The sequence below is a fragment of the Labrys sp. F242 genome (assembly GCF_057813875.1).
The window spans coordinates 151,008-167,393 of sequence record NZ_JBVASG010000006.1 but is presented as its reverse complement, the minus strand read 5'-3'; the positions used below and the strand labels follow the sequence as shown (position 1 = coordinate 167,393).

13 protein-coding genes are annotated in these 16,386 nt (G+C 64.9%); 7 read left to right on the top strand and 6 right to left on the bottom strand.

Annotated elements, in window-relative coordinates:
- Nucleotides 1–11: 11 nt before the first annotated feature.
- Nucleotides 12–413, bottom strand: coding sequence for a DoxX family protein (locus ACZYTC_RS29095; protein WP_441771563.1), 402 nt, complete (start codon nt 411–413; stop codon nt 12–14).
- A gap of 258 nt (nt 414–671) precedes the next feature.
- On the opposite strand from ACZYTC_RS29095, the gene ACZYTC_RS29090 reads away from it, so the two are divergent.
- Both ACZYTC_RS29090 and ACZYTC_RS29085 read left to right on the top strand, forming a co-directional pair.
- The gene (locus ACZYTC_RS29090; RefSeq protein WP_488991179.1) at nt 672–1,100 is read left to right on the top strand and encodes an RES family NAD+ phosphorylase; all 429 of its coding nucleotides are present in this window, start codon (nt 672–674) and stop codon (nt 1,098–1,100) included.
- Between the two features lie 136 nt (nt 1,101–1,236).
- Complete coding sequence (locus tag ACZYTC_RS29085) at nt 1,237–2,385, top strand: alpha-hydroxy acid oxidase (protein ID WP_488991178.1); 1,149 nt, start codon at nt 1,237–1,239, stop codon at nt 2,383–2,385.
- A gap of 119 nt (nt 2,386–2,504) precedes the next feature.
- Here ACZYTC_RS29085 and ACZYTC_RS29080 read toward each other — a convergent pair whose 3' ends face one another.
- Complete coding sequence (locus ACZYTC_RS29080) at nt 2,505–4,634, bottom strand: glycoside hydrolase family 3 N-terminal domain-containing protein (RefSeq protein ID WP_441771560.1); 2,130 nt, start codon at nt 4,632–4,634, stop codon at nt 2,505–2,507.
- A gap of 266 nt (nt 4,635–4,900) precedes the next feature.
- On the opposite strand from ACZYTC_RS29080, the gene ACZYTC_RS29075 reads away from it, so the two are divergent.
- The 3 genes from ACZYTC_RS29075 (at nt 4,901) to ACZYTC_RS29065 (ending at nt 8,758) form a co-directional block, all read left to right on the top strand.
- The gene (locus ACZYTC_RS29075) at nt 4,901–6,232 is read left to right on the top strand and encodes a glycoside hydrolase family 15 protein (RefSeq protein WP_441771559.1); all 1,332 of its coding nucleotides are present in this window, start codon (nt 4,901–4,903) and stop codon (nt 6,230–6,232) included.
- A 194-nt stretch (nt 6,233–6,426) separates the two neighbouring features.
- Entirely contained in the window at nt 6,427–7,533 is a 1,107-nt protein-coding gene (gene aguA / locus ACZYTC_RS29070; RefSeq protein ID WP_434959902.1) for an agmatine deiminase, read from the top strand.
- Between the two features lie 121 nt (nt 7,534–7,654).
- Complete coding sequence (locus tag ACZYTC_RS29065) at nt 7,655–8,758, top strand: polyamine ABC transporter substrate-binding protein (RefSeq protein WP_488991177.1); 1,104 nt, start codon at nt 7,655–7,657, stop codon at nt 8,756–8,758.
- Between the two features lie 20 nt (nt 8,759–8,778).
- Here the strand turns inward: ACZYTC_RS29065 and ACZYTC_RS29060 are convergent, their stop codons facing one another.
- The 4 genes from ACZYTC_RS29060 to ACZYTC_RS29045 all read right to left on the bottom strand — a co-directional run bounded on the left by ACZYTC_RS29060 (nt 8,779) and on the right by ACZYTC_RS29045 (nt 12,932).
- Nucleotides 8,779–9,531 carry a helix-turn-helix transcriptional regulator gene (locus ACZYTC_RS29060; protein WP_488991176.1) on the bottom strand — a complete coding sequence of 251 codons (753 nt, stop codon included), beginning with the start codon at nt 9,529–9,531 and terminating at the stop codon, nt 8,779–8,781.
- Between the two features lie 99 nt (nt 9,532–9,630).
- Nucleotides 9,631–11,205, bottom strand: coding sequence for a DHA2 family efflux MFS transporter permease subunit (locus tag ACZYTC_RS29055; RefSeq protein WP_488991175.1), 1,575 nt, complete (start codon nt 11,203–11,205; stop codon nt 9,631–9,633).
- Between the two features lie 97 nt (nt 11,206–11,302).
- Nucleotides 11,303–12,475 (bottom strand): HlyD family secretion protein, encoded by a 1,173-nt coding sequence (locus ACZYTC_RS29050; RefSeq protein ID WP_488991174.1) that lies wholly within the window; start codon nt 12,473–12,475, stop codon nt 11,303–11,305.
- Nucleotides 12,468–12,932: a MarR family winged helix-turn-helix transcriptional regulator gene (locus ACZYTC_RS29045; RefSeq protein WP_441771554.1), complete on the bottom strand. Its 465-nt coding sequence runs from the start codon at nt 12,930–12,932 to the stop codon at nt 12,468–12,470. Before ACZYTC_RS29045 ends, ACZYTC_RS29050 begins: the two co-directional genes overlap by 8 nt.
- A 101-nt stretch (nt 12,933–13,033) precedes the next feature.
- Between ACZYTC_RS29045 and ACZYTC_RS29040 the strand changes: the two genes are divergently transcribed.
- Together ACZYTC_RS29040 and ACZYTC_RS29035 are read left to right on the top strand one after the other, a co-directional pair.
- The gene (locus ACZYTC_RS29040) at nt 13,034–13,396 is read left to right on the top strand and encodes a hypothetical protein (RefSeq protein WP_488991173.1); all 363 of its coding nucleotides are present in this window, start codon (nt 13,034–13,036) and stop codon (nt 13,394–13,396) included.
- Between the two features lie 176 nt (nt 13,397–13,572).
- Nucleotides 13,573–16,377, top strand: coding sequence for a caspase family protein (locus tag ACZYTC_RS29035; protein WP_488991172.1), 2,805 nt, complete (start codon nt 13,573–13,575; stop codon nt 16,375–16,377).
- Nucleotides 16,378–16,386 lie beyond the last annotated feature (9 nt).

The window sequence follows — 16,386 nt, the reverse complement described above, 5'->3', positions numbered from 1 at the left end:
CAGCCCCCACCTCAGCTCAGCAGGGGCAGGATGGCACGAACCCTGGCATCGCGCAGATAGAGGCCGCCCCACATCAGCACGCCGAGATAGACCCCGAACAGAAGGTGGCTGAAGATCGGCGTGCCCGCCCTGAGATTGGTGGCGATGGCGCCGCCGAGAAGCCCGGTCAGCAGTACCGCTCCCAGGATCGAGGTGCGCGGAATGGCGTAGAGCACCGTGGCGGCGAGGGTGATCACGCCGATGGTGCGGGCATGCTCGGGCGGATAGCCCAGGCCCTGCATGGTGTCGATCACCACCTGCAAGGGCGCCAGCTTGATGGCGCCGTCGAAGATGAGGAAAAGCACCACCAGGGTGCTGAGCACGATGCCCGTCCAATAGGCACCCCTGGAGATGGAGGCAGTCTGGCTCGACATGATCGGTCCTCTGTGTTGGCGGGGGCGGGATATCCGCCCGTTGCCACAAGGACGTCGATCAGAGCGGGGAGCCGACAAGACGGCCGAAAAATTTGAGAGCGGGGTGTTACGGGCTTGTCCACGCTGGCCGGCAGGCAGCGGGTGAGCGGCCGATTGGAACTCCATGCCTTTTCCGTTGCATAAATCGGCTGCGAGAGTATGTGCCTGCGCTGAATTCTTGCGACGATGAGGCTTCGGACCGGTATGCGGTTATGGCGATTGGCGCGGCGCCCTTTCCTGGCTCTCGATGGCAGCGGCGCGGAGCGCCATGGCGCCCGTTGGACCTCCCCGGGGCGGCCGGTGGTCAATTTCGCTTCGGAGGCGGCTCTCGCGGTCCTCATCGTCTTGCGCTATCTGCCGCGTGATCTTGAAGGAATTGATCAGGATTATCTGCTGGGCTGGACCGAGACCGACGAAGAACCGGAGACGATCCCCTTTACGCCGGATCCGATCGAAAAGCGGGCGAGAGGCGATGACTGGCTGTCCTCCAGCCGCTCCCTGCTTGCCTCGGTGCCATCAGCCGTCCTGCCGGAAGCCAGGCTGATCTTGATGAATCCGAGACATCCCAGGGCGAGTTCGATCGCGCCCTTGACCGTGCGCCCCTTCAGTTTCGAGCAATGCCTCAGCCTGTCTGCGCTGCCTGCGTAGCATCAGTGGAACGCCTGTGACCGGGCCGCGCAGGCCGTCATCTTCAGCTTTCTGCATCAAACTGCATGGCAGGGCCTGGGCAATGTTTCGGGCCATGTCCTAGAGTGCGCCCGGGCCGAACCAAGCGAGCAACCAGATGCGCCTCGGGCAATGCTGCAATTTTCACGACTTTCGTCGCATGGCCAAGCAGCGTCTGCCGGGGCCGATCTTCGATTACATCGACGGCGGTGCCGATGACGAAGTGACCTATCGGCGCAATACGGCCGCCTTCGAGGCCTGCGACCTGCTGCCGAACGTGCTGCGCGGGGTGGCCGAGGTGGACATGTCGGTCGAGGTCATGGGGCAGAAGCTGGCCATGCCGGTCTATTGTTCGCCGACTGCTCTCCAGCGCCTCTTTCACCACCAGGGCGAGCGGGCCGTCGCGGCCGCGGCGGGAAAATACGGTACGATGTTCGGGGTATCCTCGCTCGGCACGGTCAGCTTGGAAGAAGCGCGGCGGATCAGCGATGGGCCGCAAATCTATCAGTTCTATTTCCACAGGGACCGAGGCCTTAATCGCGATATGATGGCGCGCGCCAAAAGCGCGGGCGTGCAGGCGATGATGCTGACGGTCGACAGCATCACGGGCGGCAATCGCGAGCGTGACAAGCGGACGGGCTTTGCCATTCCCTTCAGGCTCACACTTGCCGGCATGCTGCAATTCGCGATCAAGCCGGCCTGGGCGGTCAACTACCTCACCCATGAACGCTTCCAGCTGCCTCAGCTGCAAGAGCACCTCAAGCTGGACGACGGAGCGCTGTCGATCAGCCGTTATTTCACCGAAATGCTCGACCCCTCCATGTCCTGGGATGACGTCGTCGAGATGATCACGCATTGGAACGGGCCGTTCTGCCTGAAGGGCATCATGTCGGTCGAAGATGCCCGGCGCGCGGCCGAGATCGGTTGCAGCGCGATCGTGCTGTCCAATCACGGCGGTCGCCAGCTCGATGGCTCGCGTAGCGCCTTCGACCAGCTGGCGGAGATCGTCGATGCGGTGGGCGACCGGATCGACGTCATCATGGATGGCGGCGTGCAACGCGGGACGCATGTCCTCAAGGCCTTGTCTCTGGGAGCGAAGGCCGTCGGGCTGGGCCGCTACTACCTTTTCCCGCTTGCCGCCGGCGGGCAGCCCGCCGTCGAACGCGCCCTGGAGCTGATGCGGATCGAGATCGAGCGTGGCATGAAATTGATGGGCTGCACCTCCGTCGCGCAGCTCACGCGCCAGAACATTCGCCTGCGTTCCTGAACCTGTCCCACGCGAAGGACTGCCCGACGCGTGTCGCCGCGGCCAGTTTCTCGCGCAGATCGTTGGGATTTTTCAAACCCACAATACGGTCCGGCAATCGCAACCTATGCCAGTCCGTCTCACAGTTTGAGCGTCACCCTGGTGTTCAGGAGTTGACTGCGCCTGGCGCTCGAGCCCAGCTTGATCTCGAAGTCGCCGGCTTCCAGAACCGGCTGCAGGTCCTTGCCGGGGAAGGCGAGGTCCCTGGCTGCCAAGGTGATGGTGACGGTGCCGCTCTGGCCGGGATCGAGGCTGATCCTGGCGAAGCCCCTCAGCTCCAGCAACGGCCGGGACAGGCTCGCCACCAGGTCATGCGTGAACAGGAACACGGTCTCCCAGGCGGCGCGTTTGCCGGTGTTCGTAACCGTGGCGCTGACCTCGATGGTATCGTCGGGGCCGAATATCGTTTTGCTCACTTTCAGGCCGGACAGGCTGAAGGCGCCATAGGTGAGGCCATGGCCGAAGGGAAAGGCCGGCGCATTGGGGGCGTCGATATATTTGGAGGTGTAGTGGTCGTTCGGGTTGAAGGGGCGTCCGGTCGGATATTGCTCGTAGTAGAGCGGCGCCTGTCCGACCGTGTCGGGCCAGCTTATCGGCAGGCGGCCGGAGGGCGATTCCTGCCCCATCAGGAGGTCGCCGATGGCCGGGCCTGCCTGCTCGCCGGGAAACCAGGCCATCAGCACGGCCGAGGCCTTGGGGAAGAGCCAGGGCAAGGTGAGCGGCCGGCCGGCGAAGAGCACGACGATCACCTTCTTGCCGAGCGCCAGGATGGCCTCGGCGAGTTCGCGCTGCTTGCCCGGAAGCTCCGGATGGGCGCGGCTGGCGGCTTCCCCGCTCATCGGTGCCGCCTCGCCCAGGCATAGCACCACGGTATCGGCGAGGCGCGCCGCCTCCACCGCGGTGGCGATGCCGGAGGTGTCGTCTGAGTTGATCTTCACGCCCTCGGCATGCACCACGACAGTGGCGACCTTGCCGAGGCTGGTGCGCAGGGTGATGCTGTCCTCGGCGACCGATGCGCCGCCCCAGGGGCCGCGCATGTCGGCCTGGGCGTCGGTGAGGGGGCCGATCAGTGCGATGCGCTCGGTGCGCGTGAGCGGCAGCGCTTCGTTGTAATTGGTGAGCAGGACGCAGGATTTGCGCGCCGCGTCACGGGCGACTTCATGATGGTCGATCTTGCCGGCCATGGCGGCCAGTGGAGCCGTGCCGCGCCGATAAGGCTGATCGAACAGGCCGAGCCGCTCCTTGAGGCCGAGGACGCGCCGCACGCTGGCGTCGATCTCTTCCATGGTGATGAGGCCCGATGACAGCGCCTCGGGCAGGTGCTTGCGATAGGCGTTGGAGACCATGTCGATGTCGACACCCGCCCGCAGGGAGAGAGCAGCGGCCTCGGCCAGGTTGCCGGCCACACCATGGTTCATCAGTTCGGCCACAGCGTTGTAGTCGCTGATGATGACGCCGTCGAAGCCCAGCTTGTCGCGCAGCCAGCCCTTGAGCAGCGGCTCATGCGCCGTCATCGGCATGCCGGCCAGGCTGTTGAAGGCTGGCATGATTGCCGCAACGCCCGCCTTCACGGCGGCCACGAAGGGCGGCAGATAGATCTCATGCAAGGCGCGGTCGGAAACATCGACCGAAGCATATTCACGCCCGGCCACCGGCGCGCCATAGGCGCAGAAATGCTTGGCGGTGGCGGCGATCGAACCGACGGCCGAGAGATCCGAGCCTTGGAAACCCTTGATCTTGGCGATCGCCATTTCGGCGTTGAGCCAGGAATCCTCGCCTGCGCTTTCGACGATGCGGCCCCAGCGCAGGTCCCTGGAGACATCGATCATCGGAGCGAAGGTCAAGGCGAGGCCATCATTCCAGGCCTCCACCGCCGCGATGCGCGCCGTACGGGCCCAGGCGGCCTGATCGAACATGGCGGCCTCAGCCAGCGGCACCGGAAACGCCGTCTTGTGGCCGTGGATGACGTCGAAGCCGAGCAGCAGCGGAATGCCGAGGCGCGATTCCTCCACGGCGATGCGCTGGACCTCGTTGACGTGATCGACGCCGACCATGTTGAGAAGATTGCCGATATCGCCGGAGCGGATGGCATCGGGCGAGTCCCCACCGAGCAACGGGCCGGTCACCGCATAGCCCGAGGCAACCATATTGAGCTGGCCGAGTTTTTCTCGCAGCGTCATCTTGGACAGCAGGGTCTCGATGCGGCTCATCACAACTCCTCGTTCGGCAGGCTTTTGCTGATCGCGGGATCGGCGGGGCCGATGAGCAAATCAGCTTCTGCTCCTTGCTTAACGCCTCGCGGCTTCTGTTCAATCCCTACCTTGGTTAGCATCGCCAGAGATATTGCGATTTGGCGGAAGCGCCAGTAACCGCAAAGACGATCTGGCCAATCGGTTGGATTGGCGTGGAAACAAAGAGTTGGAGCAAAATGCCGTTTCCGATTAACGCATTTTGCTCCGAGAATCGGAGAGAGCAGATGAGTGTGATCACGGACCTGGATCGCTGGATCGAGCGGCAATATCCCATTGCCGTCAGGAACATGCAGCTTGCAATCTCCGCCACGGCCACTGTGAAGGAACGGCCGGGCTTCGGCCAAAGCATCACGCCGAAAAGAGGGTCGGTGGTGGCATCGCCCGTGCCGGCCTCCTACGATCCGGATCCCGATTATTTCTTCCACTGGTATCGCGACTCGGCCGTGGTGATCGACGCGCTGCGACAGATCGACCCCCGCTGGCTCGACAGCGAGACGGCAGCGGCCCATTTCTGTGATTTCGTGGATTTCAGCCTGGGTCTCGATGATATCCGCACCGATCCGGGCAGGGCGCTGCAACCCGGCTGGCGCGACCGCGTCAGTCCGGATTTCGAGCAGTTCCTGCGCGACGACGCCGATCTCGCCGCGCATACGGTGCGGGGCGAGACGCGGGTCAATCCGGACGGCCGCCTCGACATTTCACGCTGGAACCGTCCGCAATATGACGGCATCGCAGCCCGAGTGCTGACGGTGCTGCGCTGGAGCAACCACCGTGGTTTCGGCGTTCGGCACGATGCGAACATCGCAACCTTGCTGGACGAGGATATCCGCTTCGTCCTCGCCCATTGGCGTGAGCCGAGCTACGACATCTGGGAGGAAGAAAAGGCGCATCACTACTACACGCTGCGCATCGAGGCGGCGGCACTGGAGGAGGGGGCCTCCTGGCTGGCGGCGCAGGGCGATGCCGGGGCCGCGCAGCGCGCCCGGGCGGATGCCGCCGAGATCCAGGGCCGTCTCCACCATTTCTGGCAACCCGAGGAGGGGTTCTACCGTTCGCGCCTGACCGAGGACGGCAAGCCGACACCGAAGGACCTCGATATCGCCGTCATCCTCGCTTCTATCCATGCCGGCGGTGCCCTGCCCACCCATTCGCCGCACGATGCCCGGATGGAAGCGACGCTGGATCGCCTCGATGCGATCTTCGAAGAGGAGTATGCGATCAACCGTGGCCGGCCGGAAGGGCGCGGCATTGCCCTCGGCCGTTACCGGGGCGACGAATATTACTCCGGCGGGGCCTACTATTTCTCGACGCAGGCGGCAGCCGAATTCTGCTATCTGCGCGCGGCCGCCCTGCGGGCGGAGGACCCACAAGCAGCCGATCGCCTGAAGGCGCGGGGAGATGCCTATCTGGAGACCATCCGTGCCTTCACGCCCGATGACGGCGAAATGTCCGAGCAGTTCGACCGGGTGACCGGCGAGCATACCTCGGCCAAGCATCTGGCCTGGAGCTATGCCGGCTTCATCACGGCGGTGGAGGCAAGGCGGAAGGCTGGGTGAGCGCTGGAGCAAATGCGATTTCCCTGAATCACATTTTGCTATAACTATTTGTTTTGACACGTTTTCTTAATCGAAAAGTCTATCAACTTTTCTGGAAAACGCTATATCCCAAATGAGACATGGCGCCGGCCCCGGCAGGGCCCCTACGATATCGGGCAGGCCGTTGAAGCGGCCTCGCATCGGAAGGGAACGCCTTGTCGAAAACGCTCACCACCACGCCCCGCCAGGATGGTTTCCGCGCGCCCGGCGAGTTCGAGCCGAAAGCCGGTTGCTGGTTGATCTGGCCCGAACGGCCCGACACCTGGCGGCTGGGGGCCAAGCCGGCGCAAAAGCTGTTCGTACGTGTCGCCGCGGCGATTGCTGCAAGCGAGCCCGTCACCGTGATCGTCTCGGCGCGGCAATGGCGCCATGCCCGAGCATGCCTGCCCGATGCGGTGCGGCTGGTCGAAATGTCGAGCAATGATTCCTGGCTGCGCGACAGCGGCCCCAATTTCGTGGTCAACGACCAGGGCGAGGTGCGCGGTGTCGACTGGACCTTCAATGCCTATGGCGGGCTGAATGGCGGGCTCTATTTCCCCTGGGATCTCGATGACCAGCTCGCCCACAAGGTCCTCGAAATCGAGCGGATGGACCGTTACCGTTCCAGCCTGATCGCTGAGGGCGGGGGCCTGCAATGCGACGGGCAGGGCACGCTGGTCACCACCGCGCAATGCCTGCTCAATGCCAACCGCAACGGCCATCTTGGCCAGGCGGCGGTGGAGCAGCAGCTCGCCGACTATCTTGGCATCGACACCATCGTCTGGTTGCCGCGGGGTTTCGCCTTCGACGAGACCGACGGCCATGTCGACGATATCTGCTGCTTCGTGCGCCCCGGCGAGGTGGTGCTGAGCTGGACCGACGACAAGGACGATCCGCAATATGAGATCGTGCGCGAGGCCGAGGACGTGCTGCGCTCGGCGCGCGACGCCCGGGGAAGAGCGCTGAAAGTGCACAAGCTGCCCCATCCCCTGCCGATCGAGACCACGACGGAGGAAAGCGAGGGGGTGGACCAGGTCGAATTGACCTGGGCGCGGCCGGCGGGCAACCGCATTGCGGCGAGCTACATCAACTACTATCCCGGTAACAGCGTGGTGGTCGTTCCCGAATTCGGCTGCGCCCTCGACCGCCCGGCCAAAGCCATCCTGGCCGAGCTTTTCCCCGACCATGCCATCGTCGGAATCGAGAATTCGCGCGAGATCCTGCTCGGCGGCGGCAATGTCGCCTGCATCACGCTGCCTGTTTATGCCGGTCGTCGCGCCTAGAGAAGTGTATCGCAGCGTCGAACTGGGTCTATTCTGACAATTATCCCATGATTTCAAAGAGGTGAGCGGTTCTTGGTTCCATCGGACCGGAAGCGCTCCAGAGGTTGCAAAGGTGGTTTGCATGCATGCCCTGCTCCGTTCGGTTGCCCTCGCCACAGGTCTCGCCCTTATCGGGCTTGCTCCGGTCCGGGCGGAGGACGAGAAAGTCGTCAACATCTACAACTGGACCGATTACATCGCCCCCGACACAGTGGCGAAGTTCGAGAAGGAGACTGGGATCAAGGTCGTCTACGACAATTACGACGGCAACGAGATGCTGGAGACCAAACTGCTCGCGGGCCGCTCCGGCTATGACGTTGTTTATCCCTCCGCCTTTCCGTTCCTCAGGAACCAGATCAAGGCCGAGACATTGCAGCCTCTACGGCGCGAGGCGATGCCCAACGCCGCCAAGGTGGACCCGAAGGTGCTGGCCCTGATCGCGCAGGCCGATCCCGGCAACCTGCATGCCATGCCCTATATGGGTGTGACGGACGGCATCGGCTACAATGTCGAGGCGATCAAGCGCCGGATGCCGGATGCGCCCGTCGACTCCTTCGCCATGATCTTCGACCCGGCGATCGTCCAGCGTTTCGCCGATTGTGGCGTTGCCATGATCGACGCGCCGACGGAGGTGATTCCCATGGCGCTGGCTTATCTCAAGCTCGATCCGCACTCCACCGCACCCGATGACCTCGCCAAGGCCGAGGCTCTGCTGAAGAAAGTGCGGCCCTCCATCCGCTATTTCCATTCCTCGCGCTACATCAATGACCTGGCCAATGGCGACATCTGCCTGGCGCTGGGCTGGTCCGGCGACATCCTGCAGGCAAAGACGCGTGGTGCGGCGGCGGCCAAGCCGGTCACGGTGGCCTATGCCATTCCGCGAGAGGGCACGCTGGTGAATTTCGACACCATGGCCGTGTCCAAGGATGCGCCGCATCCCGACAATGCCATGCGCTGGATCGACTTCAATCTGCGGCCCGACATCGCGGCCGCCAATTCCAATTTCATATCCTATGCCAATGCGGTGCCCGAAGCGCGGCCACTGCTCACCGAGGCGATTGCCAAGGACCCTGGCATCTATCCGCCGGAGGAGGTGAAGGCCCGGCTGTTCGTGGTGACCAATTCCGACGTGGCGGTGCTTCGCCGTCAAACCAGGGCGTGGACGCGGATCCTGACAGGGCAGTGAGCCTGGCTTGAGACGCCGCGTCAAAGCATACGTCTGTCGCCCCCGCCGGCGAGCAGTTCGACCTGGGAATGGACGCCCAGCTTGGCATAGACGCTCTTGATGTGATTGCGCACCGTGCCCGGCGATATGGCGAGCGTGCGGGCGATGGTCTTGGCGCAGCCGCCATCCATGAGGAGGTCGAGAATCTGGCCCTCCCGGGGACTGAGTTCGACGCGGTTGGCGGTTCCCCTGATCGAAGCGCCAGACTGCCAGAGCTGCCAAAGCCGCCCCAGCACGAGCCGGACGGCATCGCCGGCGCCTTCAGCGAGGGCAAGGTCGGCAGGGATGAAGCCGGGGCTGCCCATATGGCGGAAGAAGGTCACGTAGCCGGCGACGCCGGGGGAGAGATTGAACACGCCGGTGATCTCGTCGATGGTCCGCGACGGCAGGTAGAAGTCCCGATAATAGGGCGTCCTCTCGAAGTGGAACGCGTCGAAGCTGGACAGCGGCAGCAGGAAGTCGTCCTGCGTGGCGGCGAATTTCTGGAAGAAGGGATCTTCGCGAAAGAGGCCCCTGTCATATTGGCGGTTCCAGCGGTCGGGCCGCTCGCCGTCTATGGTCACGCAGGCGCCTTCCCGCAGATAGAGGCCGACATGGCAGCTGTCCGCAGCCAGCAGATCACGGGCAGTCGGCGCAAAGCGACCCGCAAGTTGCGCCGGGGACGTCGCGACGATCGCCTCGGCGAGGCCGTGGTTCCACTGCGCAAAGCGGGAGAAGGGGAGCCCTGATTCCATGGGATGGCCATCGCATGTTCTTCGAGTCTGCCAAGAACATGGCATAAAGTCCTGCGGGCTCAAATCGGTGCGGATGAGCCGGCTGGCCTCGGTAAGCCCTCACTCCATTGCCATGCTGTGGTCCATCTCCGGCGGCTTTGCTGCCTTTCTCAGGAAGAAGACCAGCGGCATCGCAGCCAGCGTCAGCAGCATCATCAGCTTGAAATCGTCGATATAGGCGATGATGGTCGCCTGATGGGTGACCATCCCGTCGAGCATGGTCTGCCCTGCGGCGCTCATCGGATCGATCACCTTCGCCCGGGTCATGTCCTGCAGGGTCTGGTTGTAGGGGGTGATGTGGGCGACGATATCGGCGTGATTGGCTTGGGTTTTTTCGGTCAGCAGGGCGGCGGTCATGGAAATGCCGACGCTGGAGCCGATGTTGCGCGAAAGGTTGTAGAGGCCGGTGCCGTCGCCGCGCAGGCTGGCATCCAGGGTCTGGAAGGTCACTGTGGTGAGCGGTACGAACAGGAAGCCGAGGCCGGCGCCCTGGACGAAGCCGGTGACGATGATCTGCCATTGCGAGATATCGGGGGTCCAGCCGGTCATGTCGTAGAGCGACCAGGCGGTCAGGCCGAAGCCGATCAGCAACAGCATGCGCGTGTCGAGCTTTCCGACCAGGCGGCCGACGATGAACATGCAGACCATGGTGCCGATGCCGCGCGGCCCCATCACCAGGCCGGCGGTCACCACGGGATAGCCCATCAGTGATTGCAGATAGGGCGTCATCAGCGCCATGGCGGCGTAATAGGTCAGGCCGACCGCCGAGATGAGCACCACCCCGACCGCAAAATTGCGGTCGACGAACAGGCGCGGCTTCACGAAGGGTTCCTTGCCCGTGAAGGTGTGGACCAGGAAGATGTAGAAGGTGCCGATGCAGATCAGGGCCTCGAGCTGAATCTCGCCCGAGGAGAACCAGTCGAGCTGTTCGCCGCGATCGAGCAGCACCTGCAGGGCCCCGATGGCGATGGACAGCATGCCGAAGCCGAGCCAGTCGAGCTTGACGGCCGTGCTGCTGCGGGTCTCGGTGACGAAGGCCATCACGCCGAGCATGGCGACGAGGCCGATCGGCAGGTTGATGTAGAAGATCCATCGCCAGGAAATGTGGTCGGTCAGCCAGCCGCCGATGACGGGGCCGAGTACCGGTCCCACCATCACGGCGACGCCGAACACGGCCATGGCCCCGCCGCGCTCCTCGGGCGTGTAGATGTCGAGCATGATAGCCTGGGCCAGCGGCACCAGGGCGGCGCCGAACACGCCCTGCATCAGGCGGAAACCGACGATCTGTATCAGGGACTGGGCCATGCCGCACAGCATGGAGGCGACCACGAAGCCGATGATGGAGACGAGCAGCAGGCGCTTGCGGCCGAAACGGGCTGCGAGGAAGCCGGAGGGCGGCGTCATGATCGCCGCCGCCACGATATAGGAGGTCAGCACCCAGTTGATCTGGTCCTGGCTGGCGGAAACACTGCCCTGGATATGCGGCAGGGCGATATTGGCGATGGTGGTGTCGAGCGCCTGCATGATCACTGCCAGGATGACGCAGGCGGTGATGGCGCCGCGATTGGCGACCGTGGGAGCCGGGCGGGCAGGGCTGGGTATCGGGCCGGCGCTCGCGGTGGCGGATGCGCTCATGGCGGGCCTCGTTCGCAACGATATGGGACTATGGTGATGAAATAATTAGGTGCTCAAAGGGCGGGCCGGCGCGCAGGAAGGCGCGGCGGCTCTGTCGTCAGCCGGCGCTTGGCTTGGCCTGGCCGAACCAGCTCGTCACGAAGCTGGGCAGGCCGCGGGCGTGGCCGGTGTCGACACCGACCACTACGCTCATGCCCAAACGCAGGCTTGGTTTATCGGGCGCAGGATCGATGCTGATGCGCATGGGAATGCGCTGGACCACCTTCACCCAATTGCCGGAGCTGTTCTGTGCCGGCAGCAGGGAAAAGCTCGAGGCGGAGGCCGGGCTGATGGTCTCGACCTTGCCGGTCCAGGTCACGCCCGGATAGGTGTCCACCGAAATCTCGACCGGCTGGCCGGGTTTGACATAGGTGAGCTCGGTCTCCTTAGGGGTCGCATCCACCCAGACATTGGTGGTGGAGACCAGGTTGAAGGCGCGCTGGGAGGCGTTGAGATAGGCGCCGCGCTGCAGGGCGTCGACATTGGTGACGATGCCGTCGAAGGGAGCTCGCACCACGCTGTCGCCGAGATCGCGCTTGGCATTGTCGACGGCCGATTGGGCCTGGAGGTAGAAGGGGTTCTTTTCCACCGGCAGGGAAGCGTCGCCGCCGAGCTGGGCCAGCATGGCCTGGGCATTGGCCTCGGCCACGATGACCTTCTGGCGCGCCGCGTCGAGATCATGCTTGGCCTGGTCGAAGGTCTGCTTGGAGGCGGCGCTTGAAGCCTGCAGATCCTGCTGGCGCTTGAACTGGGCCTCGTAGAAGGGAATGTCGGCCTTGGCCTGGACGATCTGGGCCTCGGCCTGGGCGTAGCTCGCCTGCAGGGTCAGAACCTGGTTGCGCACGGTGCCGAGCTGCGCTTCCGCCCCTTCCAGCGCCGTGCGGTAACTGTCGGGACGGATGCGGTAGAGCACGTCTCCCTTCTTGACGGCTTGGCTCTCGACGACGTCGATCTCCACCACAGTGCCCGCGACATCGGTCGATATGCCGACCATCGCCGCCTGCACATAGGCATTGTCCGTCTCCATCACCTGGCCGCCGGTAACATAGAAATAGCCACCGGCCACGACGGCGATCGGCAGCAAGGCAAACAGCAGGGGACGGGTCAGCGGGCGCTTGCGCATCTTGGCCGGCTGCGGCGTGGATGTGCCCTGATTGGCCTTGTCGCCGGCGAGCCGGTCGATCTCGACAGGGCTTTCGAGTTTCTGGGCCTGGTTACTGCCATCAGCCATGATTTGCCTCCTTGTCGTCGACCGGCTGGCGGCAGGCTTCGAGAAGGTTGGCCTTCATCTGCGTCAGGGTGTCGAGTAATTTCACGCGGTCTTCGTCCGGGATGGACGCCAGGGCCTCGGCCCGGGTCCTGTCGCCGACAGCGCGCATCTCGGCGAGAATGGGATGGGCGGCCGGCGTCAGGAAAAGCAGCCAGACCCGGCGGTCGGATGCATGCTGGCGCCGTTCGATCAGCCCACGCGCTTCCAGCTTGTCGAGAATGCGCACCAGGGTGATCGGCTCGATCTCGAGCAGTTCGGCAAGCCCGCTCTGATGGATACCCTCGCTTCGGGAGAGAAAGGCGAGCGCCTGCCATTGCGAGCGCGTCAAGCCGATATCGCCGGCTTGCTGTTCGAAGCGTTTGCGCATCAGGCGGGCGACGTCATGCAGGATGAAGCCGAGGGTGGGCGGGTTGAGCATATCTAGAGCATGCCGTTCTAATTATAAGCTTGCTTATGTTTATGTATGATTATAACAAGGATGCCTCAAATGCAATCGGGCAGATGGGTACGAACCGCAAAATGCCTGCTGATCACGCAAGATTTGATCGAAGCCGGGTACTGACAGGGGCTGGCCTGTTTTGGGCGGCCTTGCTTGCCCTGGCGCTCGGCACCGATCCGGCGGTTGCTGCCCCGCGCTTCGTCAGCTGCGGCGGCGCGGCCATGCTGGGAGGAGCGCTGCTCAATTGCTCTCACCTGGCGCCGACCAAGCCGGCGCAACTGTGCAATTTCAGCTGGAGCCTCCTGCAGGTCGGCAACGTCCCGCAGGTGGTGAGCGGATCCTTCCTCCTGCCGCCCGGCGCCAACAACGCCCAGGTCTATCAGGGCGCCGGCTATGTCGCCGCCCTGGCATCGCCGATCATCCTCTGCCAGGACCAAAACTAGCGTTCCCGGTCCGCTTTCGGGCGCTGGCCTCGCTATTGCCTCCACAACGCCCCAAAACAGCCCCCTTTGGTTCACACGCCATACAAGTCGGCCAAGCTATCGCTTAGGTTGTACTCACAGGCCATGAGCCGTTCGAGCTCGGCCCACGCCGGGTGGAAACCAAGAGGGCCAGATCAATGTCCGCGACATTCCGCAGCGCTTTTGCGCTCCTGTTCATTCTGCTTGCGGCGAGTTTGCCGCTGCAACCAGCCCGGGCACAAAGCCAGGGTGAAAAGCGCATTGCCCTGGTCATAGGCAATGCCGACTACAAGGCCGGGCCGTTGGCGACCAGCGCCAATGATGCGGGCCTGATCGCCCAGACCCTGCAGGCTGCCGGGTTCGACGTCACCGGCGCCCGCGATCTCGACCAGGATTCGCTGCGCAAGGCGTTCCGCGAGTTCCTCGACAAAGCCTCCGCATCGGGACCCGACACGGTGGCTTTCGTTTATCTCGCCGGTTATGGCCTGCAGTCGGAAGGGCAGAATTATTTCGTGCCCGTCGACTCCGCCATTCAGACGCCTGCTTCCATACCAGCCGAGGCGGTGCGGCTCTCCGATTTCATTCGGCCGCTTGGTGCCTTGCAGTTGAAGGCCAGTATCGTGGTGGTCGATGGTGCGCGTGCCAACCAATTTGCCCGCGGTGACCAGCCCCTCGCCGGTGGCCTGGCGCTCGTCGATGCCGAGCCCAATGCCCTGATCGCTTTCAACGCGGCCCCCGGCACGGCGGCGCCGCCCGAGCAGGGGCCGTATGGCGCCTATGCGCAGGCTCTCGCCGAAATGATGCGCACGGGGGGGCTGCCGATTAACGACGTATTCGACCGCACCCGGTTGCGGGTGAGCGAGAAGACCAACGGCGCGGTGCTGCCCTGGAGCGCGTCGAAGCTCGGCGCCCCCTTCAGTTTCTTCGACCGTGCGGCTGATGCACCGGCCCCGCAGGTTTCGCTTGAGGAAGATAGGGCGATGCAATCCAAGCGCATCGCCGATTTCGACGCGCGTGATGCCTATGTCGCCGCCGTCGACCGGGATACCATGCAGGGCTACCAGGATTTCCTGACCGCCTTTCCGCGTGATGCCATGGCCAAGCGCGTGCGCGCCATCGTGGCGGCCCGGCGCGAAGCCATCACCTGGCATGAGACCTGGAAGCGCGATACGCCGAATGCCTATTGGTCCTATCTCAAGCGCTATCCGCGCGGCCCCCATGCCTGGGATGCCCGCCGCCGGCTGAGATATCTGTCCGCCGCGATCGAGCCGCCGCCGACCTTCGACGTGATCGAATATGACGTGCCGCCGCCGCCCGAGGTCGAGGTGGTCTATGTCGAACGGCCGGTGATCATTTTCTCCGACCCCGAATTCGATCTGCCGCCGCCTCCACCGCCGCCGGTGATCTTCCTGCCGCCGCCGCCCCGCGATTTCGTGGAATTGCCGCCACCGCCCCCACCGATCGACGACTATGTGCTGCCGTCGCCGCGCTATGTGGCGATGCCCGAATGGGTACGGCCGCCGCGCTATGTCGAGCCGCCGCCGCAGAATTTCATCTTCAACAACATCCACAATGCCACCATCATCAACGAGACGCTGGAGGCTCCGCCGGAGCGCATGCGGCCCCAAGAGGGCGAGGGTGGCCTGACGACCGGGGAGAAGGCAGCCGGTGCGGCGATCGCCATCGGTGCAGCGGCCGCCGCCGCTCGCGTTGCCCTGCCGCCTTTCCTGCGCAATCGCGGGGGACGGGGTGGGCAACCTGGGATGACGCAGCCAGTCGTGGCGCCACAGCCGGGTGAGGTCGGCGTGCCGCCGGTACCAGGTGCACCGCAACAGCCTGGGCGCCTGCTGCCGGGTCAGGCTCAGCCAGGGCGGACCCAGCCAGGGCAAGCACTCCCAGGTCAGGCTCTCCCCGGAAAAGGCCAGCCTGGACAATTCCTGCCGGGCCAAGCCCAGCCGGGCCAGGCCGCACAGCCTGGAGAACTCAAGCCGGGGCAGACCCAACCTGGCCTCAAACCCGGCCAGGCTCAGCCTGGAAAGGCGCTGCCCGGCATGAACGGCGAGGCCCTGCCGCTCGACAACGGCAAGCCGCCGCTCGCTGGCAAGCCGCTGCCGGGCCGTCTGCAACCTGGCGGCAAGGCGGCCAAACCCGGCCAGCTGGGCCAGCCCTTGCCGGGCACCCAGCCCGAAGGACAGCCTGACCAGGCGCAGCCCGGCCAGCCTCTCCCCGGACAGAAGGGGCGCCTGCGTCCCGGCGGCCGGCAACAGCCTGATGGCACGGCCTTGCCCGCGGGACAGCCACCGGCCACCGATGAGAACCAGCTCGGCAAGCCTTTGCCGAAGGCAGGCAGTCAGCAGCAGCCGGGTCCCGGCCGCAAGAAGCCACAAGGGCGCCAGCCCCAGGATGGCGGCGCGCCGGCGCCGGTGCCTGGTGCCGCACCCGACGGGCAGGCCTTGCCCAATGCAGGCGGTGCGCCGCCGCAGCCGGCCGGCCGCAAGCGTCGTCCAGCGCAGGACGGTCAGGGCTTCGGCCAGCCGCTACCGCCCGCTGGCCAAGCCTTGCCGGATGGCAGCGGGCAGATGCAGCCGCTGCCGGGGCGTCGGCGTCCGCAGAACCGGCAACCCGATGCCGGTCCCGGCCAGCCGGATGCGCCGGTCCAGCCGGCTGGCCGCCGCCCGCGCCTTCAGACCCAGCCGGATGGCGGGTCTGGTGACAATGGCGCGCCGCCACCGCGCCAGAAGCGCCTGAATCCGGCATCCGCGCCTGAAATGGCACCGGCCATGAATGCGCAGCCTCGCATGAACCGGCAGCCGCCCGCACCGCGCGCCCAGCCGGAATTCGGCGGGCAGGCCCCCCGGCCGATGCAACAGATGCGGCCGCCGCCGGGCGAACGCGGCCCGGCTCCCGCCGGCGGCGGGCGCCAGCGTCGGTGCGGCACGCCAGGGGCGCCGCCCTGTGAATGAAGCCTGACA

Bases quoted from the DNA above. Each gene is read 5' to 3' on its own strand.
- ACZYTC_RS29055 (WP_488991175.1), bottom strand. From the start codon at position 11,205: ATGAGCGCATCCGCCACCGCGAGCGCCGGCCCGATACCCAGCCCTGCC.
- ACZYTC_RS29060 (WP_488991176.1), bottom strand. From the start codon at position 9,531: ATGGAATCAGGGCTCCCCTTCTCCCGCTTTGCGCAGTGGAACCACGGC.
- ACZYTC_RS29035 (WP_488991172.1), top strand. From the start codon at position 13,573: ATGTCCGCGACATTCCGCAGCGCTTTTGCGCTCCTGTTCATTCTGCTT.
- ACZYTC_RS29085 (WP_488991178.1), top strand. From the start codon at position 1,237: ATGCGCCTCGGGCAATGCTGCAATTTTCACGACTTTCGTCGCATGGCC.
- ACZYTC_RS29095 (WP_441771563.1), bottom strand. From the start codon at position 413: ATGTCGAGCCAGACTGCCTCCATCTCCAGGGGTGCCTATTGGACGGGC.
- ACZYTC_RS29080 (WP_441771560.1), bottom strand. From the start codon at position 4,634: ATGAGCCGCATCGAGACCCTGCTGTCCAAGATGACGCTGCGAGAAAAA.
- ACZYTC_RS29065 (WP_488991177.1), top strand. From the start codon at position 7,655: ATGCATGCCCTGCTCCGTTCGGTTGCCCTCGCCACAGGTCTCGCCCTT.
- ACZYTC_RS29050 (WP_488991174.1), bottom strand. From the start codon at position 12,475: ATGGCTGATGGCAGTAACCAGGCCCAGAAACTCGAAAGCCCTGTCGAG.
- ACZYTC_RS29075 (WP_441771559.1), top strand. From the start codon at position 4,901: ATGAGTGTGATCACGGACCTGGATCGCTGGATCGAGCGGCAATATCCC.
- ACZYTC_RS29045 (WP_441771554.1), bottom strand. From the start codon at position 12,932: ATGCTCAACCCGCCCACCCTCGGCTTCATCCTGCATGACGTCGCCCGC.
- ACZYTC_RS29040 (WP_488991173.1), top strand. From the start codon at position 13,034: ATGCCTGCTGATCACGCAAGATTTGATCGAAGCCGGGTACTGACAGGG.